Genomic DNA, 25,293 nt, shown 5'->3' on the forward strand with positions numbered 1-25,293 from the left:
GCCCACTCGGAATCGTGGCAGAAACCTCGCCGTCGCGAGAGGTCTTCCGCGCTGCGTCGTGCGGCAGTCCGAAGAGATGTGCCTCACGCGGGGGCCGTACGGGCGTCTTCGGGTACGGGCGTGTCACCAGCGGAAGGTCCGCATCCGCATCTGTTGGCGCATCCGGGCGGCCCGGGCCCGGCGCGGCTGCACCCTCTCGCGCAGTTCCTTCGCCTCGTTGAGCTCGCGGAGGAACTGGGCGCGTCTGCGCCGGCGCTCGGAGTCGCTCTCCGCCCCCGCGGAGCTCATGCGGCCCGTCGGGGTTCCGGGTTCCGTGTGGTCCGTCAGGTCCGATTTCTCGTGGGTCTCCCGGTCGGTCATGGGCAGCACCACCTCGTGCCGAGGTCCTCGCCCGGCCGCTGACTGCCTCCAGACCGGGCGTACGTGCCCACTTTCCCCCCAAGTGGTGGTTTGATGCCAGTGCGGCGACAGACTGTCGCGGGGGACGCGGAAGGCACACGGAGAGCCCGCGAAAACGCGGCTCACAGAGGCCGACGGCGACCGCGCGGGAGCTGGTGCCCGAAAGCTCGGTTAATGTCGATGTCATGCGGATCCACGTCGTCGACCACCCGCTGGTGGCGCACAAACTCACCACGCTGCGCGACAAGCGCACCGACTCCCCCACCTTCCGGCGTCTCAGCGACGAGCTGGTCACCCTGCTCGCGTACGAGGCGACGCGCGACGTGCGCACCGAGCAGGTGGACATCGAGTCCCCGGTCACGGCGACCACCGGCGTCAAGCTGTCCCACCCCCGCCCCCTGGTGGTGCCGATCCTGCGCGCCGGTCTCGGCATGCTCGACGGCATGGTCCGGCTGCTGCCGACCGCCGAGGTCGGCTTCCTCGGGATGATCCGCAACGAGGAGACGCTCAAGGCGGAGACCTACGCCACGCGGATGCCGGAGGACCTCTCGGGCCGCCAGGTCTACGTCCTGGACCCGATGCTCGCCACCGGCGGCACGCTCGTCGCGGCGATCAACGAGCTGATCCAGCGCGGCGCGGACGACGTCACCGCCATCTGCCTGCTCGCCGCCCCCGAGGGCGTCGAGGTCATGGAGCGCGAGCTCGCGGGCGCCCCGGTGACCGTCGTCACCGCCTCCGTGGACGAGCGCCTCAACGAGGCCGGCTACATCGTGCCGGGCCTCGGCGACGCGGGCGACCGCATGTACGGCACCGCGGGCTGAGCGCACACCGCGCGGACACGAACGACAGGACGCGGGTACGGGCCGGCCGGATGGCCGGTCCGTACCCGCGTCCGGGGCGTGCTCAGCACTTCGCGGGCGGCGGCTCCGGCTTCTTCTGCTGCTGCTCCCGCTTCTCCCGGTCCTCCGGGCTCTCCGACTTCTCCGGCTCCACCGGGTGGGGCTGACCGCCGATCTCGGTGAGGGCCTTGTCGGCGTCCTGCCGGGGCGCGAGCTCCTTGAACTCCGCGCCGATGATCAGGTCGACGTCCCCGGCCGACCGCTGGTCGTTCTTGACCTCGGTCCCGCCGATCTGGGTGCCGAGGACCTTCAACGCCCCTTCGGTGGCCTCCGGCGGGCCCAGGAGCAGGGCGGTGCCGGCCACCTTCTTGTCGTAGAGGGCCGGGGCGTTGCCCACCTTGCCGATCTTGAATCCGCGCTTGCGCAGTTCGTCCGCGGTGGTCTTGGCGAGGCCGCCGCGCGGGGTGGCGTTGTAGATGTTGACGGTGATCTCGTCGGGCTTCGGCAGTGCCGCGGGCACGGCCTTGCAGTCGCCCTTGCCGCTCTTGGTGCCCTTCGCGCCCTTGCCGTGCGCCGCCTGCGTCGTCTCCCCGGCGCCGCCGGAGAAGACGTCGACGAGCTGGAGCGTGCCCCATCCGGCCAGCGCGAGCGCGGCGGTCGCGGACACCACGGCGAGCACGATCCTGCGGCGATTTCTGGGGCGGCGCATGTGCGGGAAACGATTGCCCGTGATGCGGTACTTTCCGCCCATGCCGGGAGGGGTGAGCATGCTCATGGGCGCAGCGTAGTGCCGGGCGGAGCCGATGCCTACTAGATGATCAATGGGTTGGCGCGCGCCAACCCGAAAGGCCGAACAACGGCTGCGAAAGGGCCTCGTGGGGCCCGCCGCGAGGGTGGGATCAGCCCAGTTCGAGCACGCGTGCGTGCAGCACCTGGCGCTGCTGGAGCGCGGCGCGCACCGCGCGGTGCAGGCCGTCCTCCAGATAGAGGTCGCCCTGCCACTTCACGACGTGGGCGAAGAGGTCGCCGTAGAAGGTCGAGTCCTCCGCCAGCAGCGTCTCCAGGTCGAGCTGCTGCTTGGTGGTCACCAACTGGTCGAGACGCACCGGGCGGGGGGCGACGTCCGCCCACTGCCGGGTGCTCTCCCGGCCGTGGTCGGGGTACGGCCGCCCGTTTCCGATGCGCTTGAAGATCACACGGAAAGCCTACCGGGCAACCGGCTCCGAGCGCAGCCACGGCGCGGGAGTGCGAAGGCGACAATCGGCCGCATACCGGGAGTGATGCCCGGGCCGAGGGCCGGTTTCCGGCCGCCGTATCGAGCCTGCCGGCCGGTCTGGACGGTGCGTCGGCGCGGCGCGAACCTTATGCACAGGCTGTGGACGGAGGAACCTTCGGCGACGCCGCGGCGCACCGCGTACGAGCCATCACGGTACGAGCACCACGCCCGTGTACTCGACCGGCGCGTCGGTGCGATTGGCGTAGCCGTGCGGATGGTCGCCCGCCATGCGCAGGCCGTGCCCGGGCGGCAGCACCGCCTCCTGGCCGCCGACCGTGACGGTGAGGGTGCCGCGCAGCACATGGAGCAGTTCCACCGTGCCCGCGACGTGCGCCTCACTGTGGTGCTCCTCGCCGGGCGCGAGGCGCCAGTGCCACAGCTCGGCGCCCACCGGCTGCGCGGCGCCGGTCAGGAGCGTGCCCCTGCCGCCCGCGGGCCCGGTCCAGAGCACCGGCTGCTCCTCGGGGGCCGAGGGCTGGAGGAGCGGCGCGGCGGGCTGCTGGAGGAGGTCGGTCAGGGGGACGGCGAAGGCGTCGCAGAGGCGGATGAGGGTGGCGAGGTTGGGGTTGGAGCGCCCGTTCTCCAGCGCGACGAGCATGCCCTTGCTGACATGCGCGCGGGCCGCCAGCGCGTCGAGGCTCCAGCCGCGCTCCTTGCGCAGCGCGCGGGCGCGGGCGGCGACGGCCTCCATGACGGACCGGTCGTCTGTCGTGGACCGGTCGCCAGGTCGACTTGAGGTGCCGCCGTTCATGCCCATCCTCCGCCCGTCATCCCTGCTGATCCGCCGGCTCGCACGAGCCCCGCGATCTTCATGATCTTTCGGGCTCGCCGCCGGTCGGTCGATGCTACCGTCCATCTCATTGAACCGACCGACAGAAGTGGGTGTCCCATGTCCCTGGATCTCGACGCGGTGGCCGCGAGCGTACGGGTCGACGCGGCCGTGCACGAGCTGCGACCCGACTTCGCCGTGCTGGTGATCGCCGCCGACGGCCTGCCGACGGGACCGACGGACGCCTGGTCGCGCGGCCTGCTCAAGGACGCCGCCGCGACCGCCGCCGACCTCGGCGACGTCACCGCCGAGCCGCACATCGCCGCCTGGCGGCAGGCGTACAGCGCCTTCGGCGCCAAGCCCGGCCGTACCCGCAACAGCGCCGAGGCCCTGGCCCGCCGCGCCGCCGCCGGGCTGCCCGAGGTCAATCTGCTCGTCGACGTCTACAACGCCGTCTCCGTCGCCCACCGCCTCCCCATCGGCGGCGAGGACCTCCACGCGTACGCCGGCGCCCCGCGCCTGATCCGGGCGGACGGCACCGAGGCGTTCGACACCGTCGCCGCCGGCGAGCCGGCCGTCGAGCACCCGGAGCCGGGCGAGGTCGTCTGGCGCGACGACCTCGGCGTCACCTGCCGCCGCTGGAACCACCGCCAGTGCGTTCGCACGCGCATCACCGAGGAGTCGACCGGCGCCCTCTTCCTCCTCGAACGGCTCGACCCCATGCCCTTCGAGGCCCTCGACGCGGCGGCCGACGACCTCCTCGCCCGCCTGCGCGAGCGCGCCCCCCAACTGCGCGCGGTGACCCGCCTGGTCCGCTGAGCCCAGGCGGGAAGGCGAGGGTCAGCCCTTCTTCGTGGCCTTCGCCGCCTTGGCCGCCCGCTTCATCTCCTGCTTGTGCTCCCGCACCTTGGTGAGCGACTCGGGGCCGGTGATGTCCGCCACCGAGCGGTACGCACCCTCCTCGCCGTACGCCCCGGCCGCCTCCCGCCAGCCGGGCGGCGTGACGCCGAGCTGTTTGCCCAGCAGCGCCAGGAAGATCCGGGCCTTCTGCTCGCCGAAGCCCGGCAGCGCCTTCAGCCGCTCCAGCAGCTCCTCGCCCGTGCCGGCGTCGCGCCACACGGCGCTCGCGTCACCGCCGTAGTGCTCGACCAGGTACTGGCAGAGCTGCTGGATCCGCTTGGCCATCGACCCGGGGTAGCGGTGCACGGCGGGCTTGTCCGACAGCAGGGCGGCGAAGGCGTCGGGGTCGTGGGCGGCGATCTCGTGCGCGTCCAGGTCGTCGCGCCCCAGCCGCCGCGCGATCGTGTACGGGCCGGAGAACGCCCACTCCATGGGGACCTGCTGGTCCAGCAACATGCCGACCAGCGCCGCGAGCGGGCTGCGGCCGAGCAGTTCGTCGGCCTCGGGCTGCTGGGCGAGGCGAAGGGAGATGTCCATCCCCCGATGATCACCCCGCGTCGGGCGGGCGGCACGCCCCCACGCGGAGGGCCGGCGCCCGGTGCCCCGAGGCCCCCGCGCCCGGGGCACCGACCGGCTCGCGCCCCCTCGCCCTCACGACCAGACGCCCTCCGCCGCCGCGCGAGCGGCATACGTGGCGAAGTCGACCGGCTCCCGGCCGAGCACCTGCCGGACCCCGTCCACCGGCTCCGAGGTGCGGCCCGTGCGGTGGAGCGCGAAGAGGGCGCCCATGGCCTTCACGCCGGGCTCGGGGACGCCGGCGGTGCGGAGCTCCGTCGCGTACTGCTCCGGGGTCAGCTCGGCGTACGTCATGGGGCGGCCCGCCGCCCGGGACATGATCTCGACCGCCGCGGCGAACGTCAGCCCGCGCGGGCCCGACAGCTCGTAGATCCGCCCGGCGTGCCCGTCCCGGGTCAGGAGGACCGCCGCGACCTCCGCGATGTCGTGGACGTCGACGAACGGCTCCGCCACATCACCGATCGGCAGGGCCAGATGGCCGTCCCTGAGCGGCTGGTGCCACAGGTCCTCGTGGAAGTTCTGGTTGAAGTTGTTGGGGCGGATGACCGACCACTCCGCGCCGCTCTCGCGCACGGCCCGCTCCGCCGCGACCATGCCCGCCCCGAAGTCCTTCCCGACGAAGTCGATGCCGCGCCCCGACAGCACCACGAACCGGCGGACGCCGGAGGCCACCGCCAGCGCGGTGAAGTCACCGACGGCGTGCGGGTGTTCGTCGGAGGCGATGAGATAGACCGCCGAGACACCCGTCAGGGCGGCCGCCCAGCCCGCCGGGTCCGCCCAGTCGAAGCGCACCTCGCCGGAGCGGGACGCGGCCCGTACGGCCACGCCGTCCACACGCAGCCGCGCCACCACGCGGCGCCCGGTCTTGCCCGTCGCGCCGAGTACGAGTACGGCGCCCTTGTCCTTCGCGTAAGTCGTCATGTGCCCAGCCAAGCCGCCCGCGGGGCCACGGACCATGGCCGTCCGTCCGCGGCCCATGTGCGTGCGTACGAGCCGCATATCGTGAGGCCATGGACCCGTTTGACGATCTGTTGCGAGGCGTACGCGCCAACGGCGCCCTGTTCAGCGGCTCGGTGCTCCGCCCGCCGTGGGCGCTGCGCTTCACCGGCGACGCGTTCCTGACGCTGTGCGTGCCCCTGCGCGGCGAGGGCTGGATCATCCCGGGCGACGGCGACGGCGCCGGCGGGAACGGCGAGCCGCGCCGCATACGCGTCGGCGACGCGGCGATCGTGCGCGGCCCCGCGCCGTTCGTGTTCGCCGACGACCCCGCCTCCGCGAGCCGCCCCGGGCTGACGCGCGACGTGCGCTGCGCGGCACCACCCGGGCAGGAGGACGTGGACGGCCGGACGGTGCTGATGGCCGGCGCCTATCGCGTACGGGCGGAGGTGCCGCGCCGGCTGTTGCGCGTGCTGCCGCCGGTGGTCGTCGTGCCGGACGACCACGACTGTTCGGGGATGCGCACGTATCTGGAATCGCAGCTGGTCACGCTCCGCCCCGGGCGGCAGATCGTGGTCGACCGGCTGCTGGACTGGCTGCTGGTGTGCACCCTGCGGGACTGGTTCGACCGGGCCGAGGCGGAGCCGCCCGCCTGGTACCGCGCGCTCGGCGACGACGTCGTGGGCCCTGCCCTGCGCGCCATGCACGAGGCACCCGCCCGGCCGTGGACGCTGGCGGAGCTGGCCGGGGAGGCGGGCGTCTCCCGCTCCACCTTCGCCAAGCGCTTCAACGACCTGCTCGGCGAGCCCCCGCTCGGCTACCTCACGGACTGGCGCATGGCCCTGGCCGCGGACCTGCTGGCCGAGCCCGGCGCGAGCGTCGCGGCCGTCGCCCGGCGGGTCGGCTACGCGGACGCCTTCGGCTTCAGCGCGGCCTTCAAGCGCGTACGGGGTACGAGCCCGAGCGCGCACCGGGCCGCGATGACGGCCTCGCCGCCGCCCGGGGAGGGAATTCCCGCGATGACGGTCCCGCCTTCCTCGGAAATGCGGTCCTGAGCACCGGGCCCGCGGCCTTCCTCGCCCCTCACTTGTCGGCGTGCCCGCCGACGTAGAACAAAAGCCAGATGAATCCGGCGAAGAGGTGGGTGATGAAGACGTAGACGAGCACCCGCAGAGCGACCTGTCTCTGCTGCCATTTCTCGCTCTCGGCGGCCACACCGTCTCCCTTGCTCGGAATGCGGCAAGTTTACGGTCCGCGGCCTTTCGTCACGCTCCGCGGATCGTCGTCCGCTTTTCCGTTATCGGGGCGACGCGCTCGCCCGCGCGCATTCGCCGATGACTGGCTAGCGTGACAAACGGGACTGTTCGCCCGATCGGAGGGAGTCAGGGCCATGGCCGTGCAACCAGAGGGCACACCGTGCTGGGCCGACGCGATGTTCACCGACCTGGAGGGGGCCAAGCGTTTCTACGGTGACGTAATGGGCTGGACCTTCGGCGAGAGCGCCTCGGAGTTCGGCAATTACACGCGGGCGTACGCGGACGGCAAGGCGGTCGCCGCCGTCGTCCCGCCGATGCCGGGCCAGGAGGGGCAGCCGTCCTGGTGCCTGTACTTCGCCTCGCCGGACGCAGAGGCGACCGCGCGGAAGATCCGCGACAACGAGGGCGAGGTGCTGATGGGGCCGATGCAGGTCGGCGACTTCGGCTCGATGGTGCTCGCCGGCGACCCCGGCGGCGTCACCTTCGGCGTCTGGCAGGCGGGCACCCACGAGGGCTTCGAGGCGCGCGGCATTCCGGGCTCGGTCGTCTGGGCCGAGATCTTCACCCGCACCCCCGAGAAGTCGGACGCCTTCTTCCCCGCCGTGTTCCCGTACAGGACGCAGCGCATGGACGACGACGCCGTCGACTTCAAGGTCTTCAACCTCGGTGAGAACACCGTCCTCGGCCGCATGGCGATGACGGACGAATTCCCGCCCGAGATCCCTCCGTACATCAACATCTTCTTCGCGGCCGACAACTGCGACCGGACCGTCGAGAAGGCGACGGCGCTCGGCGGCGAGCTGAAGTTCGGGCCCATGGACAGCCCGTTCGGCCGCTTCGCGGCGCTGACCGACTCGCAGGGCGCGGCGTTCTCCGTGATCGACATGAACACGACGGTGGGCGACATGCCGAACATGGCGGACGCGGCCTGACGGCCCCCGGGTCCGGCGGTGCCCCGATCCGGTCGGCGGGTCTACCGTGACCGCCATGACCCGTCTGAGCTTCGAACGCCACCGCGCCGAAATCATCGCCCAGACCGACCTGTTGAGGAACCAGGTCAAGGGTGCGGACCCGGCGACCACGGTGCCCTCCTGCCCCGGCTGGAACCTCGGGCAGCTGCTGCGCCATGTCGGCGCCACCCACCGCTGGACCGAGACGATCGTGGGGACCCGGGCGACCGGGCCCGTCTCCGACGCGCTGGTCGACGACGTCCCCGCCCGTACCGACGAGGACCCCGCCGCCCTCGGCGCCTGGCTCGCCGAGGGCGCCGCGCGGCTGGCGGACACCCTGGGCGCCGCCGGCCCGGACGCGCCGGTGTGGACCGTGGCCCCGGGCGGGACCCCGGCGTTCTGGGCCCGCCGCATGGCGCACGAGACGGCCGTCCACCGGGCCGACGCGACCTGGGCCGTCGGCGCGGAGTACGCCCTGGACGCGGAGGTCGCCGCCGACGCCGTCGACGAGTGGCTGGGGTTCGGCACCCTGCCGCAGGCCTACGCGTCCGAGGAGCGCCGGCGTGAACTGCTCGGGCCGGCCGCACCCTCCACGTCCGGGCCACCGACGCGGCCGTGGGGTGGCTGGTCGACCTCACCGGCGACGCCATCACCTGCCGCCGCGCGGACGAGGAGAGGGCCGCCACGGCCACCGCCCGGGGCCCGCTGACCGACTTGGTGCTCCTCATGTACCGGCGGCGGCCCGCACGCGGAGCGGGCGTCGAGATCCTCGGCGACGCGCGGCTGCTCGACTCCTGGCTGGAGGGCGCCGGCCACTGGCTGCGTAAGTGAGATGAGCGTACGAAAAGGCCCGGACCGCACCGCGATCCGGGCCCGCCCGCGCCGCTACTCGGCGATCTCCGTGCGCTCCCACCACTCGAAGACGATCAACCGGCCCTCGTCGGTGTCGCGATGGCGTGACGTGACCTTGAAGTGCTCGTACCCGCCACGGAACGGGATCTTCAACTCGACCCCGGGCGGGGTGATGTCGACGATCCGGGCGGGCAGGTCGTCCGGCCCGCCCTCGAGAAATGCTCTGGCACCACGGCTCATGGACCCCAGTCTTCCCGTCGGGCGGCCCCGACGGCCGCCCGACGCGCCGAGGGCCGGCCCGGCGGACGGGAATCGGCCGGTTCGAGCTCCCGCACGGAGTGGGCGGCGGGGGACGGGGCGTCCGGCAACGGGTCGTGGCGGATCCGGGTGGCCGGCAGGTGATGGTCGGCGAGGCGGGCCACCGTGGCGCCGACCATCGAGGGCGGACCGCTGACGTAGGCGAGGTGCTCGTACCAGTCGCCGTGCCGCGCCACGGCCTCGGCCAGCGGGCCGTAGGGGTCGGCCCCGGGGCCGACGCCGAGCACGGGGAACACGCGCAGCCACGGGCGGCGGCGCTCCAGGTCCGCCACGGCGTCGGCGTCGTAGAGCCCGGCCCGATCGCGGGCGCCGAGGAAGAGGCTCACGGTCCGGCCGCCCGTGCGGCGGGTGGCCAGCTCCTCCAGCAACGCCTTGACGGCGGCCCAGCCGGTGTCGCCCGCCACCATCAGGAGGTCGCGGGTGAGGTCGCCGTCGAGCGTCGTCGTCCCGCCCGCCGGGCCGAGGCGCAGCGTGTCCCCGGGGCGCGTGTGCGCCACGAGGGCCTCGCTCACCCCGCCCGTGCCCGTCCGCCGTACGTGGAACTCCAGTTCGCCGTCCGGCCGGGGCGCGCGGGCGATCGCGTACTGCCGCCATGCCTGCGGCAGCAGCGGCGAGGCCACGGACGCGAACTGACCGGCGCGGTAGGGGTAGGGCTCGTGCGCACGGACGCGCAGGACGGCGAGGCCGGGGCCCCGTAGTTCGTGCGCGGTGACGGTGGCCTGCCAGGAGGGGGGTTCGGCGAGCGCGGCCTCGGCGCCCTCGACCATGGCCGCCACGGCGAAGCGCAGCATGCGCAGCCAGGCCCGTTCCATGTCCTCGTGCCAGCGCGGCCCCGCCGTGCGGCGCAGGGCCTTGCACAGGGCGGCCTCGAAGGTGCGGAAGTGCGCGGGCCGCACACCGAGCTTGCGGTGGTCGCGGCCGAGGCGGGTGAAGGTCGAGGCCACCTCGTCCGGGCGGTGCAGGTTCTCGATCAGGTACCGGAAGGCGTGGGCCAGGTGCCTGCGCTGGAACTCCATCGACTCGGGGAAGAGCGACCGGAGGAAGGGCCACTGCTCGAACATCGCGTCGTAGAGGTGGGCGATCAAGTCCTCGAAGGGCGAAACCGCTTCGAGGTATTGAGCGATGATCAGCTGGTCGGCGGCGCCGTCGTATGGCCGCGCCACGTCCGCCGCGGCTCCCGGGCTCCTCGCGGCTCCCGGGCTTCCCGGGCCGAGCAGCTGCCGACGGAGCCGCATCGCGTCGTGCCGGGCGAGCAGCGCGTGGTACTTGGCGTTGACGGGGGTCACGGGTCGGCGACTCCTCACGGGGGCGCGGCGCGTTGTGCGGCGCGTCGTGCCGATGGGGGCCCGGCGGGCGGGCCCACACGACGCACCGGTCCCGTCCGGCGGGCGGGACACGTCAGTGTGGCACCGGGGTCCGGGGACCGAACGGCCCTATCCCCAGGGCCGTTCGGCCCTCCCGGCCACGCGCGCGGCGGGTGTGGACTGTCCCCACGGCCCCTGTCTCCCGGGAGTCGTCCGGGCTCGGTGGAGTCAGGCCCTGACCAGGGCGGCCCCGCTCCTGCCGCTCCACCGGGCCCGGACATACTGCGTGTATGGACCCATACACCTCGCCGGCCCCGCCCCTGCGCGTCTTCATCCTCGACGACCACGAGGTCGTGCGCCGAGGGGTGCGCGACCTCCTCGAAGCGGAACAGGACATCGAGGTCGTGGGGGAGGCCGCCAACGCCCGTGAGGCGCTCGCGCGCGTGCCCGCCACCCGCCCCCACGTGGCCGTCCTCGACGTACGGCTCGGGGAGCGGACCGACGACGGCGGGGACCACGAGGGCATCGGGGTGTGCCGCGAACTGCGGGCCCGGATGCCGGAACTGGCCTGCCTGATGCTCACGTCGTTCGACGACGACGAGGCCCTGTTCGACGCCATCATGGCGGGCGCCGCCGGCTATGTGCTCAAGCAGATCAACGGCTCGGAGCTGGTGTCGGCGGTGCGTACGGTCGCCACGGGCCGCTCGACGCTGGACCCCGGCACGACCTCACGGGTGATGGCGCGGCTGCGCGGCCCCGAGCCGTCCGCCCCCACCTCCGAACTCGACCGGCTCTCGCCGCGCGAACGGCAGATCCTGGAGCTGATCGGGGAAGGGCTGACCAACCGGCAGATAGCCGACCGGCTGGGCCTGGCGGAGAAGACGGTCAAGAACCGCATCTCCTCCATCCTGTCCAAGCTGGGCGTGGGCCGCCGGGTGCAGGCGGCGGTGATCGCCGGGCAGGTGCGACAGCGGAAGGGGCGGCACGGCACCGTATGACGACCCGGCCGCACGCCGTCATGCGGGCAGGGGCGCGCGGTCATACGGGCAGGGGCGCACGCCAGACGACGCGGGTGCCGCCCGGCGGCGCCGCGGGGGAGTCGATGGTGAGGCCGCCGCCGTGCAGCTCGGCGCGCGAGCGCATGTTGGCGAGCCCGCCGCCGCGCCGTCCGCCGCCGTCCGCCGCGCCGCCCACGCCGTCGTCCGCCACCGTCAGGGTGACGTGGTCGTCCACGGTGAGGGTGATGTCCACGTGCCGGGCGCGCGCGTGCCGGGCGGCGTTGCTGAGGGCCTCGGCGGTCACGGCCAGCACCTGCTCGGCCAGTTCGCCGGGCACGTTCGTGTCCGCCGGGCCGTCGATCCGTAACGCCGGGGCGAAGCCGAGTGTCCGGGCGGCCGCCTGGGCGGTCTCGGCCATGCTCCGGCGCAGGCTCGGGGCGCCGGTGGCGTCACCGGTGGTGCGCAGGCCGAAGATCGTCGACCGGATGATGCGGATGGTGGTGTCGAGGTCGTTCACCGCGCGGTCGACGCGCTCGGCGGCCTCCGGGCGGTCGATGAGCCGGGTCGCGCTCTGCAGCGTCATGCCCGTGGCGAAGAGCCGCTGGATCGCGAGGTCGTGCAGGTCGCGGGCGATGCGGTCGCGGTCGTGGAGGACGGTCAGCTCCTCGGACTCGGCCCGGCGCCGGGCGAGTTCGAGCGCGACGGCGGCCTGGTCGGCGAAGCCGGATATCAGCTTCACCTCCGTGTCGTCGAACGGCTGCCGGCCGGCCAGCCGGCTCAGCAGCAGGGCGCCGGAGTCCCCGGCGTCGATCTGCAGCGGCACGGCGACGGTGGGACCGCAGACGCCCTGCCCGTGTTCGGGCGCGCCCTGATCGAGGGGGTACGCGCGCGGGTCGGTCCGGATGTCGGGGCTGGTGACGGGCCGGCCCGTACGGGCGGCGAGGCCGGACAGGGAGCCCTCGGCGGGGACGGCCATTCCTTCGACGAGGCCGATGCCGTGGCCGTGGACGACGTCCACGACCAGCCGGTCCGGCGGGGCGGCGCCCGCCGGTCCCGCGGTGGGCGGGAGCAGCACGGCGGCGTGCTCGGCGCCGGCGACCTCCATCGCGCGCTCGGCGGTCAGGCGCAGGACCTCGCCGGCGTCCGTGCCGGACAGCAGGGACCGGGTGATCTCGCCGAGCGCCTCCAGCCAGCGTTCCCGGCGGCGGCTCTCGTAATACATCCGGGCGTTGTCGATGGCCACGCCCGCCGCGAGGGACAAGGTGGTCAGCACGGCCTCGTCGTCCTCGGTGAAGGCGCCGCCGCCGCGCTTCTCGGTGAGGTAGAGGTTCCCGAAGACCTCGTCCCGGACGCGGACCGGCACGCCCAGGAACGTACGCATCGGCGGGTGGTGGGCGGGGAAGCCGTAGCTGTGCGGGTGCCGGGAGAGGTCGGTGAGCCTGAGCGGCGCGGGGTGGGTGATGAGTTCGCCGAGGATGCCCCGGCCGCAGGGCGTCCGGCCGATCCGGGCCGTGAGCTCGTCGGACATGCCGACCGGCAGGAATTCCGACAGTGTCTGCCCGTCGCCGACGACTCCCAGCGCGCCGTACTCGGCGTCGGTGAGGGTGACCGCGGCCTCGACGATGCCGCGCAGGACCTGCGGCAGTTCGAGGCCGTGCCCGAGGCCCATGACGGCGTCGAGGAGGCTGTGCATCCGGTCCGGTTCGCGGAGCCGCGGCCGACGCGCCGCCTGTGCGTGCTGTTCGGATGTGGACATGACTGCTCCCCGGGCGCCCCGTTGCCTGATCAGCAGCGTACGACAGTGATCACTCCCGATCGCCCTCGATCACTCCTGGCCGCTTCGGCAGAGCTCGGCCCCACTGTCGAGGACGGGCCGGATGACCACCGCGTTGTTCTCGGCGCCCTCGGGCCCCGGGCACTGGGTGATGCGCGCCGCGATCTCCGTGACCCGGTCCAGGCTCGCGCAGTCCAGCACCCAGTAGCCGGCGATGACCTCCTTGGTCTCGCTGTACGGGCCGTCCGTGATCACGGTCTTCCCGCTCCTGTCCCTGTCGACGAGGCGGGTACGGGCCGGCTCGGCCAGCCCGTTGCCGTCGACGAGCTCGCCGGACGCGGCCAGATCGTCGTTGATCCGCGACATGAAGGCGAACATCGCCTCCATGTCGCGCTCGCTCCAGGCCGGGCTGTGGGCGGAGCCGTTGCCGCGCATCGCCTCGTAGTCGGCCTGCGTTCCTTGCAGGATCACCATGTATTTCACGACGTCGCTCCCTCGGACCGGGCCGCCACCACCGGTCGGGGGCGGCTCTCACAAGGGACGTCGTACGGGAGCCGCGGATATCGACACCGCGCGGGAGGTTTTCCGGGAACCACCCTCCAGGGCTACGCGGATCGCCCTCCGGGCCGGGCGGGCCGGCCGCTCAGATCGGCTCGGGGTGTCCGAAGAGCAGGTCGTAGTTCGGGGGGAGCTGGAGCAGGACGCGGCGCATCAGCTCCTCGCCGGCCGCGTCGGCCACCACGCTGAGCACGGCGCTGACGTCCCACTTCGCTGTCTCCTCGGTGGCTCCGTCGATCCACGCCGCCGTCGCCCGGACGAAGCGCTGAGGGCTGAGCGGTTCCGCGGCCGGCAGCGGGTTGAGCAGCACCAGCGCGGACTCCTCCGGCAGGCGCGCGGCGAGGCCGGCCTTCTCCGAGCCCACCAGGTGTGCGCCCAGGAGCGCCAGTACGACGCGGGCCGACCGTTCGGCCTCCCGTCGTGAGGGGTATTGCCCGCGTTCCTGAACGGCGGACAGGAACGCGTCCCACATCATCACCATGTCGGCCCCCTTCGGCCGCTGCCCGCTTCGGCCGGGCGACCGCCGTCCGGCCGCCCGGCGCCTTCCGGAGCGCCGGGCCGATCGGGGCGGGGCCGGGGGCAGCGTCACCGGTCCCGCCCCGGCGGGGTCAGCTCCGGATCTCCTTGGGCCGGTCCCCGCCCGTGATCGAGATCTTGCGGGGCTTGGCCTGCTCGGCGACCGGGATGCGCAGCCGGAGCACGCCGGCGTCGTACGTGGCGTCGATGCGCTCGGTGTCCAGGGTCTCGCCGAGGAAGAGCTGGCGGCTGAACGTCCCGGCGGGCCGTTCCGTGATCAGGACCTCGGCGCTCTCGCCCGCGCTCGGGCGGCGCTCGGCCTTGACAGTCAGGACGTTCCGCTCGACGTCGAGGTCGATGCTCTCCGGGTCCACGCCCGGCAGGTCCAGCTCGACGACGAAGGTCTCACCGTCCCGGAAGGCGTCCATCGGCATGGCCGCCGGCCGCGCCGCCGTGCCCAGCACCTGCTGGGTCAGCCGGTCGAGCTCGCGGAAGGGGTCGGTTCGCATGAGCATCATCGGTCACTCCTTTCCCGTGGATGAGGGATGCGCATGTCGACACCATCTATATAGCTCGCCGCAGCAAAGTTGACAAGCCTCCGCTCAACCTGGCCCAGTCGCCCTCCCGCGGCCGCACCCCGGGTCCGGAAACTTCCGTCCCTACTCCCGAAAATCTACTGCGGCGAAGGTAGACATGGCGAGGATGTGTCGTTAGGGTTTTCTCATAGCCAAACGGTGTGAGAGCCGGCGCCCGGATGCCGGTAGATGGTGTTGTAACCCTCGGGGCCCCGGTGCCACTCGGTACCGGGGCCCCTCGACGCGCTCCAGAAAAGGTGCAGATGCCCCGAGAAGCCCAGCCGCCCGCCACCGACCGGCTCGACGACGACGACTACCCCGCCTACACCATGGGCCGCGCGGCCGAGATGATCGGAGCCACGCCCGGCTTCCTCCGCGCCCTCGGTGAGGCCCGGCTGATCACCCCGCTGCGCTCCGAGGGCGGCCACCGCCGGTACTCCCGCTACCAACTGCGCATCGCCGCCCGCGCCCGCGAGCTGGTCGACGGCGGCACGCCCGTCGACGCCGCCTGCCGCATCGTCATCCTCGAGGACCAGCTGGAAGAGGCGCTGCGGCTGAACGAGGAGCTGCGCCGCCCCGGGTCCGGCCCACAGGCTCCGACCGACGCCTGAGGCCCGCCGGCGTACGCGCTGTGCCGCCCGCAGCCGGATATCTCTCCTCGCAGGCACAGAAATAGCCGCCATGCGCGAGGAGGAATTGTGGCACGACGGGCGGAGCCAAATTACTTCTCGTGATCGGCCGCTCGCATCGTGCTACGCTCGATCTCAGTTGCAGTTGTGGTTTCCCAAGGACTTCAAGTGCTCTCCCGGCTATATGTGTCGGTGAGCGCTTTTGTATTTCCGGTGCTTTCCGGCCGGGGCAATCATCACAGCGACACGGGGCCGCACAGTGCGGCCCTCGGGCTATGCCCCGAAGGAGATATGACATGGCTACTGGCACCGTCAAGTGGTTCAACGCGGAAAAGGGCTTCGGCTTCATCGAGCAGGATGGTGGCGGCGCTGACGTCTTCGCCCACTACTCGAACATCGCCACCCAGGGCTTCCGTGAGCTTCAGGAAGGCCAGAAGGTGAACTTCGACGTCACGCAGGGCCAGAAGGGCCCGCAGGCCGAGAACATCGTTCCCGCCTGACCTCGAAGCTCCGAGGCGTATGACGCATGACGCAGCTGGGGCCCGCACCTTGGGTGCGGGCCCCGGCTCGTTGCGTTTTCCAGGGCGCCCACCCGGGCCGCCGGTGAGGTCACCGGCGCGAGCCCGTTCGTACCGTACGGCGGGATGCCCCGCCCTTGGCTCCGGCCGGACGTGGATCCGCCCGAGCTCATTTCCGAAGCGCCGCCCCCGGCCCATCGCCGGCGACCGGACTTCGTATTCGTATTTCTTCGGCTCGTTCTTGCGATCCTCTGTGCGGCCCACCGCCGCCGCCGGGAATTCCTCGATACGTTGCCGCATCGAGGAAGGTTCTGCATGAACCGCACCACTCGCACGAACGACCGCTCCTCCGGCGCCCGCCGGGGCGCCCCCGCCGCCGGCCGCGGCTTCCGTGCGCCGGACCGGAACCGCTCGGCCGCGCCCGGCCGCTCCGGTGGAGGCGGCCGCCCCGGCGGCCCCCGCCGCCGTCCCGCCTCGCTTCAGGGCGAGTTCGCCCTGCCGGTCACCATCACCCCGGCGCTGCCGCCCGTCGCCGCCTTCGCGGAGCTCGACCTGCCGTCGCCGCTGCTGAAGACCCTTGAGGGCCTCGGCATGAACGAGCCGTTCCCGATCCAGGCGGCGACCCTGCCGAACTCCCTGGCCGGCCGGGACGTCCTGGGCCGCGGCCGCACCGGATCGGGCAAGACCCTGGCCTTCGGCCTGGCGCTGCTGGCCCGTACCGCCGGGCAGCGGGCCGAGTCCCGGCAGCCGCTCGCCCTGGTGCTCGTCCCCACCCGTGAGCTCGCCCAGCAGGTCACCGACGCGCTCACCCCGTACGCCCGGGCGCTGAAGCTCCGGCTGGCCACCGTCGTCGGCGGCATGTCGATCGGCCGCCAGGCGAGCGCCCTGCGCGGCGGTGCCGAGGTCGTCGTCGCGACCCCGGGCCGGCTCAAGGACCTCATCGCGCGCGGCGACTGCCGCCTGGACCGGGTCGCCATCACCGTCCTGGACGAGGCCGACCAGATGGCCGACATGGGCTTCATGCCCCAGGTCACCGAGCTCCTCGACCAGGTGCGCGGCGAGGGTCAGCGGATGCTCTTCTCCGCCACCCTGGACCGCAACGTCGACCTGCTGGTCCGCCGCTACCTCCACGACCCGGTCGTCCACTCGGTCGACCCCTCGGCCGGCGCGGTGACCACCATGGAGCACCACGTCCTGCACGTCCACGGCGCCGACAAGTACGCCACGACGACCGAGATCGCCGCCCGCGACGGCCGGGTGATCATGTTCCTGGACACCAAGCACGCCGTGGACCAGCTCACCCAGCACCTGCTGAGCAGCGGTGTACGGGCCGCCGCGCTGCACGGCGGCAAGTCCCAGCCGCAGCGCACCCGCACGCTCGCCCAGTTCAAGACCGGCCACGTCTCGGTGCTGGTGGCGACCAACGTCGCGGCCCGCGGCATCCACGTCGACAACCTCGACCTCGTCGTCAACGTCGACCCGCCCAGCGACCACAAGGACTACCTGCACCGCGGCGGCCGCACCGCCCGTGCGGGGGAGTCCGGCAGCGTCGTCACCCTGGTCCTGCCCAACCAGCGCCGGGACATGGCCCGCCTGATGGCCGACGCGGGCATCACGCCGCAGATCGCCCAGGTACGGTCCGGGGAAGCCGAACTGAGCCGCATCACCGGTGCCCAGGCGCCCTCGGGCGTCCCCGTCACCATCACGGCCCCGGTGGCGGAGGGCGGCGCCAAGCGCCGCTCCTCCTCCTCGGCCGCCCGTGGCCGCCGCTACGCCGGCCAGAACCGCAGGGCCGCATAAGCCCCCGCTCGTCAATCGGCCTTACCTACAACCCTGTTGAGGCACTATGCGCTGCGTCATCGCCCGCTTTCCCTTCGACCTGGTCAAGAGCGAGGTGGAGCACTCGATGAAGGGCATCAAGCCCGAACCGGTCACGGACGCGTCGGTGACCATCGGCCGCCGCACCTACCCCGTCAAGCAGGTGGGTGAAGTGATCACCAAGCAGGACCGTCGTGACTTCACGGCGTCCGAGGTGACCCGCGCCCTGATCCGCCTGGGCTTCACCTGCCACTCGGTTCCCACCCCGGCCCCGGTCGTCCCCCCGACCCCGCTGGAGACGGCGACGGCGCTGCTGGGTTCCCCCACCATCGCCTGACCCACCGTCATGAACGAGGGCCCCGACCGGAATACCGGTCGGGGCTTTTCTTCGCGCCGGACGGGCTCACGCCGCCCCACGGGCGTCGAGTGTCACGCAGGCGCTCTGGCGTCACGCCTTCCTCCGCCCTACCGTGACCGCGATGGGCTCATCCATCGAACGTCTTGTCATGCTCAGTCCAATGACTTCAGGCAAGAGGTGAGCCGTGTTCCTCCGTCACAGACCCGCCGCCCGCCGGGCGAGCCGCATGCGCAGGCGCCGGGCAGGCGTCGGCGCCGTGCTGCTCGGGCTCCTGGCCGCCGCCGTCGCCGCCGGGCCCGCGCAGGCGTCACCGGATGCCGCGCCCCGCGTACGACCGCCCCTCGTCCAGCCGGTCGACCCGCAGCGCTGGCGCAACCCGGACGACATGACCTGGGCCGAGTACCGCTCGGTGCCCGGCACCGACTGGGCCAACCCCGACGTCAAACCCACGAAGCGCACGTTCAAGGGCGCTCTCGTGCTCCTGGACTACCCGGACGAGGAGTTCTCGGTCAGCAAGGCCGCCGGCACCGCCCGGTTCGGCAACCCGCAGGCCGGCGCCGCCGGCATCCCCCGGGACCGCCTGGCCAAGTTCTACCAGGACTTCCTGAACAAGCCCGGCCCGCTCAACCACGGCCACACCATCAACGAGTACTGGATGGAGGACTCCGGCGGCCGCGTCGGCGTCGACCTGACCGCGTTCGGCGTCTACCGCATGCCGTGGAAGTCCTACCAGTACGGCATCGAGTCCGGCATGAACCCCGACTCCTGTCCGCGCGCCGCCACCTGCGGCAAGGACATCCGCACCGACGGCAAGCGCGCCTGGGTCGCGGACGTGGGCGCCGGAAAGCCCGCGGAGTTCGACTTCGTCTTCTACCTCACCGCCGGAGTGGACGAGTCGTCCGCCTGGCAGGAGTTCGGCCCGATGAAGTTCGCCGGCGCGCAGGACGTACCGGCCGCGTGGGGCCCGCCGTCCGCCACCCCTCTCGGGGGCAACGCGGCGAAGACCCGCTACGTGCCGTGGACGTCCTGGCAGGCGGCCGCCCGTATCTGGCCCAACGCGGCGAACGGCTCGTCCACCCAGGCCGAGAGCTCCGGCATGGCCACGTTCGCCCATGAACTCAGCCACATCCTGGGCATCGGGGACAACTACAACAACCCCTACGGCACGCCCTTGAGCCGCGCCTACACCGGCATCTGGAGCATGCTCTCCCGGGGCTCGTTCAACGGCCCCGGCGGGCCGCACACCCGCTGGCAGATCCCCGCCACCGCCGGCGGCTCGATGGGCTCCCAGCACGTACTGCGGGACAAGATGAAGCTCGGGATCGTCGACGAGAAGAACGTCCTGCGCCTCGACCGCGACGCCCTCAAGAACTCCGGCCTCGTCGTCGCCCGCGTCACCGCCCGCTCCGCGCCCCCCGGCGAGAAGGGCCTCACGGGCGTCAACATCACCATGGGCCGCGACCTGTCCCCGGCGTGCGACCGCGAGACGAACCCCCTGTGCGACGGGGGTGGTTACGACAACTACACCGTCGAGGTCGTCGACCGCATGGGCATGGACTCGTTCACGCCGGACAACGGCGTGCTGCTGAGCAAGACCAAGAACGCGGACCGCGCCCCGTTCGCCTGGGTGATCGACGCCCATCCCGAGGACATCGACCTGGTGGACTTCAAGCGCCCCGACGGCACCCCGCAGAAGATCACCATGGGCGACTACCGGCAGCTCAGCGACGCGCTCTTCCACGCGGGTGCCGACTCCGGCAGCTCGTACGAGTACGTCGACGAGGCCAACCGGCTGCACTTCTACGTCCTCGACGTGCGGCGCGACGCCGCCGGAGTGCTCTCGTACAGCGTCGGCGTGAAGTCCCTGGACGGCGCGGGCCCGCAGGAGCGCGGACTCGCCCTCGGCAAGGGCACGGCGAAGGGCAAGCCCGCGAGCGGCCGCGCCGTGTGCACCTTCGCCCTGGCCAACACCGGCCGCGCGACCCCGCAGGACGGCCCGTACCTGTCCTCCGACGTCTACCGGCTGTCGGCCACGACCACCGCGCGCGGCTGGTCCGCCTGGCTCCCGCAGCGGCTCACCACCGCCGCGTCCGGCGCCTCGGTGCCCGTGGACGTCGCCGTCACGGCGAAGGCGGCCGCCGACCGGAACGCGAAGATCACCCTCACCGCCCGCTCGGAGAGCGACCCGAGCCGGACGGCGGAGGCCACCTGCTCGCTCAAGAAGTAGCGAGCCGTTCGAAGCGGCACCGCGTACGGGCGTCGGCCGGTGCGCGGTGCCCGCTTCGCCTGCTTCCGCGGGTCAGACCTTGGTGAAGCACAGGGTGTAGTCGGTGCCCCGAGAGATCGAGTACTGAATGCCGTAGTCGAACTCCGGCCCGCACTTCTTGTCGGGGCCGTACAGCTTCTGCCCCATCTTGTACTCGGCCTGACCGGAGTCACAGCCGACGATGTCCGGCACCGGCTTGCCCTTGGGGTCCTGGATCTTGACGCAGTCGCCGATGTTCGGACTGTGCTTCTTGTCCTCCTCCACCCGCGCGGCCTGTGCGGCGTCCTTCTTGGCCTTGCCGCCGTTGGGGTCGGTGTTGTAGTCCCACACGTACCAGGCTCCGCCACCGAAGACCGCCAGGACGACGACGATGGGGATCAGCCTCTGCAACGCGGTGGGCCGCCGCGGGGGTTGGGGCGCGGGCGGCTGCGGGTAGCCATGCTGCTGGGGGTAACCGTGCTGCTGCGGAGGCTGGTTCTGGTAGTACGGCGGCGGTGCGGACATGCGGTGATCCCCGTGTTCGACTGCGTGAACGGACGTCAACGTGATGTTGACCGGTGCAGGTTACCGTTCGTAGATCGCTTGTCCGCCGCCCACCGCAACCGTGACGGCCCCCGCTACGTCGCCGGCTTCTTGCGGGCGGTGACCGTCTGGGCCATCCCCGGCAGGAAGTCCGTGAACAGCTCGTGCACCTCGTGGACGAGCGGCCGCAGCACCCGGAAGCGCGCCAGCGAGACGCCGCGGGTGGTCAGCCGGGCCCCGCGCTCGGCCAGGCGGTGGCTGCGCTCGCGGCCGGGGGAGCTGTCGAAGATCCAGTACAGGACGAGCCCCATCTGGGAGAGCCACAGCATCTCCGGGAGCGCGTCGGCGAGCTCCGCGGGCACCTTCGCCTTGGAGCCCGAGAGCACCTCGCGGTGCACGGCGATGGCCGCGTCGCGCGCGTGCTCGGACTCGGGCGAGAAGGGGCTGAGGGGGCTCTCCGGGTCGGCGGCGTTCTTGAAGAACTGCGCCGCGAACTCGTGGTACGGCTCGGCGATGTCCAGCCACGCCCGCAGCACCCCGGAGATCCGCGCCTCCAGATCGGTCTCCCGGTCGAGCACGTCGCGGACCGCCGCCCGGTGCTCCTCGGCGATCCGGTCGTAGAAGCCCTGGATCAGGTGCTCCTTGCCGGCGAAGTAGTAGTACGCGTTGCCGACGGAGACCCCGGCCTCCTTGGCGATGGCCCGCATCGTGGTCTTGTCGTAGCCCCGCTCCTGGAAGAGCCTCATCGCGGTTTCCAGGATCAGGGCGCGCGTCTGCTCGCTCTTGGCCGGTCGGGGCTCGTTCTCTGCTGGCACGGTCCAGAGCCTAATCGGGTGCGGCGCAACCGCTGCCGCAGGCCGGGGGACCGGTGTGGGTCCAACCGGTCGCCGGGTCGTACGACCAGCCGCTCGCCGCGCCGTACGCGCCGCGGCCGGCGCTCCGGGCCCGCTGCGTCTCGCGGATCTTCGCGGCGGTCAGCACCGCGCGGCGCGCGAAGCGCAGACCCGACGGGGTGCTGATCTTGTGCGAGAGCGGCCGGTACTCGGCGAGCGCCCACAGGCACACGACCCAGGCGGCGGCCCCCCGGTACACCTGCCCGCCGTCTCCGACGACGGTGATCTCCTCCAGCGTCGAGACCGGATCGAGGTGCGGGAAGCGCCGCCCGGCCTCGGGCGACCCGGCCGGCACGAGATCGAGCGGTACGAGCTGCCGCTGCTTGGCGAGCCAGTTGCGTACGTACGTGCAGAGCGGGCACTGCGCGTCGTACAGGACGGTGAGCCGGCGAACCGGGACGCGCTGGGCGTCCCGGCCGACGGTGGCGACGGTCTCCATCGGGCTCACTGCCCACCGGCGGGAGCGGCCCAGGTGCCCTGCGGGCCCGTGTACCCCTGCGGCGGGACCGGCGGGTTCTGCTCCCGGTCCATCATCCCGCGCCGGCGGAACCTGCTGAGCGCGAAGACGTTGCCGAGGTGCATGACGCCGAGTACGAGCAGGACGACGCCGATCTTCCGCGACAGCGCCTCGAACACGCCCCGGGAGTCGGCGATCGTGGCGTCGTCCCGCAGGTACAGCGCGACGAACCCGAGGTTCACCAGGTAGAAGCCGACCACCAGCAGGTGGTTGACGGCATCGGCGAGCTTCTCGTTCCCGTGCAGGACGTCGGCGAGGAAGACCCGCCCGTTCCGGCTGAGCGTCCGTGCGACCCAGATCGTGAGGCCCACGCTGCACAGCAGGTAGATGACATACGCGACGACTGTGAGGTCCACGTCCCCACCCCTTCTTGAACGTGTTCAAAACCTTGTGTCGGTGACTGTAGACCTGTTTTTGAACACGTTCAAGCCGGGGAATGCGGCTCAACGAGCAGGGTCTCGCGGGGGTGGGCGGGCGCACCGCCGAGCGCGAGGCCCCGTGATCCCGCGTGCTGGGCCCGGCAGGAGGCGCGTACGACCGCGTACGGCGCCTCCTGCATCAGGAGGTCGAGGATCTCGATGCGGGGTTCCCTCGCCCTCAGGTCGCGGCGCAGTGCGGCCTCCTCGGCGGACGCCGCGGCGTCCGATCGCGGGAGGGGCTGCGCGCGCATCGGGTCCTCGTGCTCCGAGCAGGTCACGGTGCACTGCGCCGCTGTCAGGGTGACCAGAAGCGCGTAGTGCGGCCCGCTGGTGTGCTCCACGACGAACCGGCAGGCCCGGCCGGTGATGTGGCGGGCCGTGGTGGCGAGGTCCTGTTCGGTGCCGACGGCGTGGAGGGCGCCGTTCAGGAGCTGTACGGCGATGTCCTCGCTGCCGGGCTTCCGCTTCAGTGTGAGGGCCCAGTTCAGGGGGCCGTCCATGGCGAAGTGTGCGGAGAGCGGCGGCCCCTGGTGCTGCGGGTTCATTCTTCACCTCGGCTGCGTGCGCGACTTCCGTCGACGGATGGGTGCACGTGCTGCCGGGGTCCGGGGCGACAGTAACCGTAGGGCGGTCGGGGCGGGCCGGACATACGACTGTCGGTCACATCCGGGAGCGTAGGAATGTCGTACACGCGGCGCTCGCCTCTACGGGAGCGCGCCGGCGGTGGCGCGGTACACCTCTCCGCCGTACGAGCAGTACGCCGGGCTCATCCACGGCGAACGCGAAGGCCCCGACCGGTTTCCCGGTCGGGGCCTTCGTCAGCGGCTGTCCGTCGCTATGCGCGGGAGTGCGCGGGAGCCGCCGTGTTCCGCGCGTCGCGCAGCAGCAACACCGCCTCGACCCGTGTGCGTACCCCGAGCTTCGCCAGGGTGTGGGAGACATGGCTCTTGACGGTCGCCGGTGTGATGCGGAGCCGGCCCGCGACCTCCGCGCCGGAGAGGCCCTGCCCGAGCAGCGCGATCACCGTGCGCTCGCGCTCGGAGAGCGTGCGCAGCAGCTCATGGGAGGGGCGGGCGGCGCGTGCCCGGCGCAGCTCGAACAGTTCCGGGGAGATCACCACGCTCCCCGCGGCGACCGCCTCGACCGCCGAGGCCAGCCGCGCGCCCTCGGTCTCCCGGGTCAGGCAGCCGCGCACCCCGGCGGCGAGCGCCGCGTCCAGCCTGCGCGCGGTCCAGCCGGAACCGATGAGGACGACCTGGACGCCCCGGGCGGTCAGGTCCGCGACCGCGTCGGTGAAGTCCTCGTGGCGGTCGATCGACACGACCGCCACGTCCGTACGGCTCGACAGTGTGCTGGGGCTCATCGGCGTTCGTCAGGCTCCGACGAGCTCACCGGCGCCCTTGAACGTCTCGATCAGGCGCTCCTTGAGTACCTCCAGGTCCTCGCAGTCACCGCCGACCCGCTCGGCGATGTGGACCCGGTACAGCTCGGCGACCCGTGCGTCGTCGGCCTCGACGCCGATCTGGTCGAGCAGGTGGCGCAGCACCGCGCGGCCGGAGTGGCGGCCGATCAGGATGGAGCGCTCCCGGCCGAACCGGGCGGGCTCGACGTATTCGTACGTGGCGGGGTTGCGCAGCAGCCCCTGCTGGTGGATGCCCGCCGCCGTGCCGAAGGCGTACGTGCCGAAGATCGCCTTGTTGCGCGGCTCCTCCAGGTGGATCGCCTCGCGCAGGTGGGTGTACGCCTCGTACATGGCCGTGAGGTCGATGTCGGTGTAGATGCCGAGCTGGTCGCGCTTGTAGGCGAGGAGGGCGGCCACCTCTTCCAGCGGGGTGTTGCCCGCGCGCTCGCCGATGCCGCCCAGGGTGGCCTGCACCTCGTCGGCGCCGGCCTGCAGACCGGCCACCGCGTTGGCGAGGGAGAGCCCGAAGTCCTGGTGGCAGTGGGTGGCGATGCGCACCGGGGAGGGTGCCCAGGTGCGGAACGCGCGGATGAGCGCGGCGTACTCGTCGGGGGTGTTGCAGCCGGAGGTGTCGGCGACCACGAAGCAGGTGGCACCGGCTTCGATGCCGCCCTCGACGATGGCGCGCAGCAGCTCGTGCTCGCCCCGGCTGGCGTCCTCGATGCCGACCGAGACGGACTCCACGCCCAGGGAGCGGGCGTACGCGACGGAGTCCACGACCTCGGCGACGGCCTCCTCGCGGGAGATGCCGCGCTTGTGCACCAGGTGCATGTCGCTGCCGGTCGCCATGATCTGCACCTGGTGGTTGGCGGTGCCGCCGGCCTCCACGGCCGTCGCGATGTCCTGGCGGACGGCACGGGCGAAGGTGGTGAACCGGGCCGTTGTCAGGTTCTTGGAGATGAGCTGGGTGGCTCTGAACTCGCTGGACGAGGACGCCGGGAAACCGGCCTCGATGTAGTCGACCCCGAGCGCCTCGATGCGCAGCGCGATGTCCAGCTTCTGCTGGGGCGTCATCGCGTTTCCGGGGGCCTGTTCGCCGTCGCGGAGCGTCGTGTCGAACACGGATATCCGGCGGGCCTCAGCTGTGTTCTGCAT

At 72.3% G+C, this 25,293-nt stretch carries 32 protein-coding genes; 12 read left to right on the forward strand and 20 right to left on the reverse strand.

Translation table 11 applies throughout. The annotated features are described in order from the left end of the window. Window positions 1-123: 123 nt before the first annotated feature. Entirely contained in the window at window positions 124-360 is a 237-nt protein-coding gene (locus ACZ303_RS25935; RefSeq protein ID WP_467342821.1) for a hypothetical protein, read from the reverse strand. 224 nt (window positions 361-584) lie between these two features. Between ACZ303_RS25935 and upp the strand changes: the two genes are divergently transcribed. After that, a complete protein-coding gene (upp, locus tag ACZ303_RS25940) occupies window positions 585-1,220 on the forward strand; it encodes a uracil phosphoribosyltransferase (RefSeq protein ID WP_467342822.1) in 636 nt (211 codons plus the stop codon). Window positions 1,221-1,302: 82 nt separating this feature from the next. On the opposite strand, the gene ACZ303_RS25945 is transcribed toward upp, so the two are convergent. The 3 genes from ACZ303_RS25945 to ACZ303_RS25955 all read right to left on the reverse strand — a co-directional run bounded on the left by ACZ303_RS25945 (window position 1,303) and on the right by ACZ303_RS25955 (window position 3,265). Continuing rightward, complete coding sequence (locus ACZ303_RS25945; RefSeq protein WP_467342823.1) at window positions 1,303-2,013, reverse strand: LytR C-terminal domain-containing protein; 711 nt, start codon at window positions 2,011-2,013, stop codon at window positions 1,303-1,305. A 124-nt stretch (window positions 2,014-2,137) separates the two neighbouring features. Further along, window positions 2,138-2,434, reverse strand: a complete 297-nt coding sequence (locus ACZ303_RS25950) for a type II toxin-antitoxin system VapB family antitoxin (RefSeq protein WP_003986294.1) — start codon at window positions 2,432-2,434, stop codon at window positions 2,138-2,140. Between the two features lie 228 nt (window positions 2,435-2,662). Beyond that, a complete protein-coding gene (locus ACZ303_RS25955) occupies window positions 2,663-3,265 on the reverse strand; it encodes a helix-turn-helix domain-containing protein (RefSeq protein ID WP_467342824.1) in 603 nt (200 codons plus the stop codon). A gap of 138 nt (window positions 3,266-3,403) precedes the next feature. On the opposite strand from ACZ303_RS25955, the gene ACZ303_RS25960 reads away from it, so the two are divergent. Then, complete coding sequence (locus ACZ303_RS25960) at window positions 3,404-4,102, forward strand: B3/B4 domain-containing protein (protein WP_467342826.1); 699 nt, start codon at window positions 3,404-3,406, stop codon at window positions 4,100-4,102. 21 nt (window positions 4,103-4,123) lie between these two features. Here ACZ303_RS25960 and ACZ303_RS25965 read toward each other — a convergent pair whose 3' ends face one another. Both ACZ303_RS25965 and ACZ303_RS25970 read right to left on the reverse strand, forming a co-directional pair. Beyond that, window positions 4,124-4,720, reverse strand: a complete 597-nt coding sequence (locus tag ACZ303_RS25965; protein ID WP_467342827.1) for an HhH-GPD-type base excision DNA repair protein — start codon at window positions 4,718-4,720, stop codon at window positions 4,124-4,126. A 114-nt stretch (window positions 4,721-4,834) separates the two neighbouring features. After that, on the reverse strand, window positions 4,835-5,680 hold the full coding sequence (locus tag ACZ303_RS25970) for an NmrA family NAD(P)-binding protein (protein WP_467342829.1): 846 nt from the start codon (window positions 5,678-5,680) through the stop codon (window positions 4,835-4,837). A gap of 89 nt (window positions 5,681-5,769) precedes the next feature. Here ACZ303_RS25970 and ACZ303_RS25975 point away from each other — a divergent pair, with 89 nt between their 5' ends. Further along, window positions 5,770-6,750: an AraC family transcriptional regulator gene (locus tag ACZ303_RS25975; protein WP_467342830.1), complete on the forward strand. Its 981-nt coding sequence runs from the start codon at window positions 5,770-5,772 to the stop codon at window positions 6,748-6,750. Window positions 6,751-6,778: 28 nt separating this feature from the next. Here ACZ303_RS25975 and ACZ303_RS25980 read toward each other — a convergent pair whose 3' ends face one another. After that, window positions 6,779-6,910: a DUF6126 family protein gene (locus ACZ303_RS25980; RefSeq protein ID WP_467342832.1), complete on the reverse strand. Its 132-nt coding sequence runs from the start codon at window positions 6,908-6,910 to the stop codon at window positions 6,779-6,781. A gap of 175 nt (window positions 6,911-7,085) precedes the next feature. Here ACZ303_RS25980 and ACZ303_RS25985 point away from each other — a divergent pair, with 175 nt between their 5' ends. The 3 genes from ACZ303_RS25985 to ACZ303_RS25995 are packed head-to-tail and all read left to right on the forward strand — an operon-like array spanning window position 7,086 to window position 8,732. Continuing rightward, window positions 7,086-7,883 (forward strand): VOC family protein, encoded by a 798-nt coding sequence (locus ACZ303_RS25985; protein WP_467342833.1) that lies wholly within the window; start codon window positions 7,086-7,088, stop codon window positions 7,881-7,883. Between the two features lie 55 nt (window positions 7,884-7,938). After that, window positions 7,939-8,610: a maleylpyruvate isomerase family mycothiol-dependent enzyme gene (locus tag ACZ303_RS25990; protein WP_467342835.1), complete on the forward strand. Its 672-nt coding sequence runs from the start codon at window positions 7,939-7,941 to the stop codon at window positions 8,608-8,610. Next, window positions 8,517-8,732, forward strand: coding sequence for a hypothetical protein (locus ACZ303_RS25995; RefSeq protein WP_467342836.1), 216 nt, complete (start codon window positions 8,517-8,519; stop codon window positions 8,730-8,732). Before ACZ303_RS25990 ends, ACZ303_RS25995 begins: the two co-directional genes overlap by 94 nt. A 54-nt stretch (window positions 8,733-8,786) precedes the next feature. Here ACZ303_RS25995 and ACZ303_RS26000 read toward each other — a convergent pair whose 3' ends face one another. Continuing rightward, the gene (locus tag ACZ303_RS26000) at window positions 8,787-8,993 is read right to left on the reverse strand and encodes a DUF5988 family protein (RefSeq protein WP_467342838.1); all 207 of its coding nucleotides are present in this window, start codon (window positions 8,991-8,993) and stop codon (window positions 8,787-8,789) included. Then, window positions 8,990-10,357, reverse strand: a complete 1,368-nt coding sequence (locus ACZ303_RS26005) for a globin domain-containing protein (protein ID WP_467342840.1) — start codon at window positions 10,355-10,357, stop codon at window positions 8,990-8,992. The genes ACZ303_RS26000 and ACZ303_RS26005 overlap by 4 nt, the downstream gene beginning before the upstream one ends. Window positions 10,358-10,665: 308 nt before the next feature. On the opposite strand from ACZ303_RS26005, the gene ACZ303_RS26010 reads away from it, so the two are divergent. Next, window positions 10,666-11,373, forward strand: a complete 708-nt coding sequence (locus tag ACZ303_RS26010) for a response regulator (RefSeq protein WP_467342842.1) — start codon at window positions 10,666-10,668, stop codon at window positions 11,371-11,373. A 40-nt stretch (window positions 11,374-11,413) separates the two neighbouring features. Here ACZ303_RS26010 and ACZ303_RS26015 read toward each other — a convergent pair whose 3' ends face one another. From ACZ303_RS26015 to ACZ303_RS26030, 4 genes are all read right to left on the reverse strand, one after another. Next, entirely contained in the window at window positions 11,414-13,066 is a 1,653-nt protein-coding gene (locus ACZ303_RS26015; RefSeq protein ID WP_467343000.1) for a sensor histidine kinase, read from the reverse strand. A 132-nt stretch (window positions 13,067-13,198) separates the two neighbouring features. After that, window positions 13,199-13,630 carry a YciI family protein gene (locus ACZ303_RS26020; protein ID WP_467342844.1) on the reverse strand — a complete coding sequence of 144 codons (432 nt, stop codon included), beginning with the start codon at window positions 13,628-13,630 and terminating at the stop codon, window positions 13,199-13,201. Between the two features lie 160 nt (window positions 13,631-13,790). Then, on the reverse strand, window positions 13,791-14,186 hold the full coding sequence (locus ACZ303_RS26025) for a DUF2267 domain-containing protein (RefSeq protein ID WP_467342846.1): 396 nt from the start codon (window positions 14,184-14,186) through the stop codon (window positions 13,791-13,793). Between the two features lie 127 nt (window positions 14,187-14,313). Next, on the reverse strand, window positions 14,314-14,736 hold the full coding sequence (locus ACZ303_RS26030; RefSeq protein ID WP_467343001.1) for an Hsp20/alpha crystallin family protein: 423 nt from the start codon (window positions 14,734-14,736) through the stop codon (window positions 14,314-14,316). Window positions 14,737-15,059: 323 nt separating this feature from the next. On the opposite strand from ACZ303_RS26030, the gene ACZ303_RS26035 reads away from it, so the two are divergent. The 5 genes from ACZ303_RS26035 (at window position 15,060) to ACZ303_RS26055 (ending at window position 20,346) form a co-directional block, all read left to right on the forward strand. Next, window positions 15,060-15,407 (forward strand): MerR family transcriptional regulator, encoded by a 348-nt coding sequence (locus ACZ303_RS26035; RefSeq protein ID WP_467342848.1) that lies wholly within the window; start codon window positions 15,060-15,062, stop codon window positions 15,405-15,407. 314 nt (window positions 15,408-15,721) lie between these two features. Then, window positions 15,722-15,925: a cold-shock protein gene (locus tag ACZ303_RS26040; protein WP_046930152.1), complete on the forward strand. Its 204-nt coding sequence runs from the start codon at window positions 15,722-15,724 to the stop codon at window positions 15,923-15,925. A 333-nt stretch (window positions 15,926-16,258) separates the two neighbouring features. Beyond that, complete coding sequence (locus tag ACZ303_RS26045; protein WP_467342850.1) at window positions 16,259-17,743, forward strand: DEAD/DEAH box helicase; 1,485 nt, start codon at window positions 16,259-16,261, stop codon at window positions 17,741-17,743. A 46-nt stretch (window positions 17,744-17,789) separates the two neighbouring features. Further along, window positions 17,790-18,098, forward strand: a complete 309-nt coding sequence (locus tag ACZ303_RS26050) for an SCO5918 family protein (RefSeq protein ID WP_467342852.1) — start codon at window positions 17,790-17,792, stop codon at window positions 18,096-18,098. Window positions 18,099-18,303: 205 nt separating this feature from the next. After that, complete coding sequence (locus ACZ303_RS26055) at window positions 18,304-20,346, forward strand: M6 family metalloprotease domain-containing protein (protein ID WP_467342854.1); 2,043 nt, start codon at window positions 18,304-18,306, stop codon at window positions 20,344-20,346. A 72-nt stretch (window positions 20,347-20,418) separates the two neighbouring features. On the opposite strand, the gene ACZ303_RS26060 is transcribed toward ACZ303_RS26055, so the two are convergent. The 7 genes from ACZ303_RS26060 to ACZ303_RS26090 all read right to left on the reverse strand — a co-directional run bounded on the left by ACZ303_RS26060 (window position 20,419) and on the right by ACZ303_RS26090 (window position 25,293). Beyond that, window positions 20,419-20,889, reverse strand: coding sequence for an LppU/SCO3897 family protein (locus ACZ303_RS26060; protein ID WP_467342856.1), 471 nt, complete (start codon window positions 20,887-20,889; stop codon window positions 20,419-20,421). Window positions 20,890-21,002: 113 nt separating this feature from the next. Continuing rightward, the gene (locus tag ACZ303_RS26065; RefSeq protein ID WP_467343002.1) at window positions 21,003-21,737 is read right to left on the reverse strand and encodes a TetR family transcriptional regulator; all 735 of its coding nucleotides are present in this window, start codon (window positions 21,735-21,737) and stop codon (window positions 21,003-21,005) included. Next, entirely contained in the window at window positions 21,733-22,239 is a 507-nt protein-coding gene (locus ACZ303_RS26070) for a thiol-disulfide oxidoreductase DCC family protein (RefSeq protein WP_467342858.1), read from the reverse strand. The genes ACZ303_RS26065 and ACZ303_RS26070 overlap by 5 nt, the downstream gene beginning before the upstream one ends. A 5-nt stretch (window positions 22,240-22,244) precedes the next feature. Next, complete coding sequence (locus ACZ303_RS26075) at window positions 22,245-22,673, reverse strand: hypothetical protein (RefSeq protein ID WP_467342860.1); 429 nt, start codon at window positions 22,671-22,673, stop codon at window positions 22,245-22,247. A gap of 68 nt (window positions 22,674-22,741) precedes the next feature. After that, the gene (locus ACZ303_RS26080) at window positions 22,742-23,281 is read right to left on the reverse strand and encodes a hypothetical protein (RefSeq protein WP_467342861.1); all 540 of its coding nucleotides are present in this window, start codon (window positions 23,279-23,281) and stop codon (window positions 22,742-22,744) included. A gap of 290 nt (window positions 23,282-23,571) precedes the next feature. Further along, window positions 23,572-24,099: a LuxR C-terminal-related transcriptional regulator gene (locus ACZ303_RS26085; RefSeq protein WP_467342863.1), complete on the reverse strand. Its 528-nt coding sequence runs from the start codon at window positions 24,097-24,099 to the stop codon at window positions 23,572-23,574. A gap of 9 nt (window positions 24,100-24,108) precedes the next feature. Next, window positions 24,109-25,293, reverse strand: a complete 1,185-nt coding sequence (locus ACZ303_RS26090; protein ID WP_467342865.1) for a LeuA family protein — start codon at window positions 25,291-25,293, stop codon at window positions 24,109-24,111.

It is taken from the genome of Streptomyces sp. NPDC023527, assembly GCF_055560115.1.

Bases quoted from the DNA above. Each gene is read 5' to 3' on its own strand.
- ACZ303_RS25935 (WP_467342821.1), bottom strand. From the start codon at position 360: ATGACCGACCGGGAGACCCACGAGAAATCGGACCTGACGGACCACACG.
- upp (WP_467342822.1), top strand. From the start codon at position 585: ATGCGGATCCACGTCGTCGACCACCCGCTGGTGGCGCACAAACTCACC.
- ACZ303_RS25945 (WP_467342823.1), bottom strand. From the start codon at position 2,013: ATGAGCATGCTCACCCCTCCCGGCATGGGCGGAAAGTACCGCATCACG.
- ACZ303_RS25955 (WP_467342824.1), bottom strand. From the start codon at position 3,265: ATGAACGGCGGCACCTCAAGTCGACCTGGCGACCGGTCCACGACAGAC.
- ACZ303_RS25960 (WP_467342826.1), top strand. From the start codon at position 3,404: ATGTCCCTGGATCTCGACGCGGTGGCCGCGAGCGTACGGGTCGACGCG.
- ACZ303_RS25965 (WP_467342827.1), bottom strand. From the start codon at position 4,720: ATGGACATCTCCCTTCGCCTCGCCCAGCAGCCCGAGGCCGACGAACTG.
- ACZ303_RS25970 (WP_467342829.1), bottom strand. From the start codon at position 5,680: ATGACGACTTACGCGAAGGACAAGGGCGCCGTACTCGTACTCGGCGCG.
- ACZ303_RS25975 (WP_467342830.1), top strand. From the start codon at position 5,770: ATGGACCCGTTTGACGATCTGTTGCGAGGCGTACGCGCCAACGGCGCC.
- ACZ303_RS25985 (WP_467342833.1), top strand. From the start codon at position 7,086: ATGGCCGTGCAACCAGAGGGCACACCGTGCTGGGCCGACGCGATGTTC.
- ACZ303_RS25990 (WP_467342835.1), top strand. From the start codon at position 7,939: ATGACCCGTCTGAGCTTCGAACGCCACCGCGCCGAAATCATCGCCCAG.
- ACZ303_RS26000 (WP_467342838.1), bottom strand. From the start codon at position 8,993: ATGAGCCGTGGTGCCAGAGCATTTCTCGAGGGCGGGCCGGACGACCTG.
- ACZ303_RS26010 (WP_467342842.1), top strand. From the start codon at position 10,666: ATGGACCCATACACCTCGCCGGCCCCGCCCCTGCGCGTCTTCATCCTC.
- ACZ303_RS26015 (WP_467343000.1), bottom strand. From the start codon at position 13,066: ATGCACAGCCTCCTCGACGCCGTCATGGGCCTCGGGCACGGCCTCGAA.
- ACZ303_RS26025 (WP_467342846.1), bottom strand. From the start codon at position 14,186: ATGGTGATGATGTGGGACGCGTTCCTGTCCGCCGTTCAGGAACGCGGG.
- ACZ303_RS26030 (WP_467343001.1), bottom strand. From the start codon at position 14,736: ATGCTCATGCGAACCGACCCCTTCCGCGAGCTCGACCGGCTGACCCAG.
- ACZ303_RS26035 (WP_467342848.1), top strand. From the start codon at position 15,060: ATGCCCCGAGAAGCCCAGCCGCCCGCCACCGACCGGCTCGACGACGAC.
- ACZ303_RS26040 (WP_046930152.1), top strand. From the start codon at position 15,722: ATGGCTACTGGCACCGTCAAGTGGTTCAACGCGGAAAAGGGCTTCGGC.
- ACZ303_RS26045 (WP_467342850.1), top strand. From the start codon at position 16,259: ATGAACCGCACCACTCGCACGAACGACCGCTCCTCCGGCGCCCGCCGG.
- ACZ303_RS26050 (WP_467342852.1), top strand. From the start codon at position 17,790: ATGCGCTGCGTCATCGCCCGCTTTCCCTTCGACCTGGTCAAGAGCGAG.
- ACZ303_RS26060 (WP_467342856.1), bottom strand. From the start codon at position 20,889: ATGTCCGCACCGCCGCCGTACTACCAGAACCAGCCTCCGCAGCAGCAC.
- ACZ303_RS26070 (WP_467342858.1), bottom strand. From the start codon at position 22,239: ATGGAGACCGTCGCCACCGTCGGCCGGGACGCCCAGCGCGTCCCGGTT.
- ACZ303_RS26080 (WP_467342861.1), bottom strand. From the start codon at position 23,281: ATGAACCCGCAGCACCAGGGGCCGCCGCTCTCCGCACACTTCGCCATG.
- ACZ303_RS26085 (WP_467342863.1), bottom strand. From the start codon at position 24,099: ATGAGCCCCAGCACACTGTCGAGCCGTACGGACGTGGCGGTCGTGTCG.
- ACZ303_RS26090 (WP_467342865.1), bottom strand. From the start codon at position 25,293: ATGCAGAACACAGCTGAGGCCCGCCGGATATCCGTGTTCGACACGACG.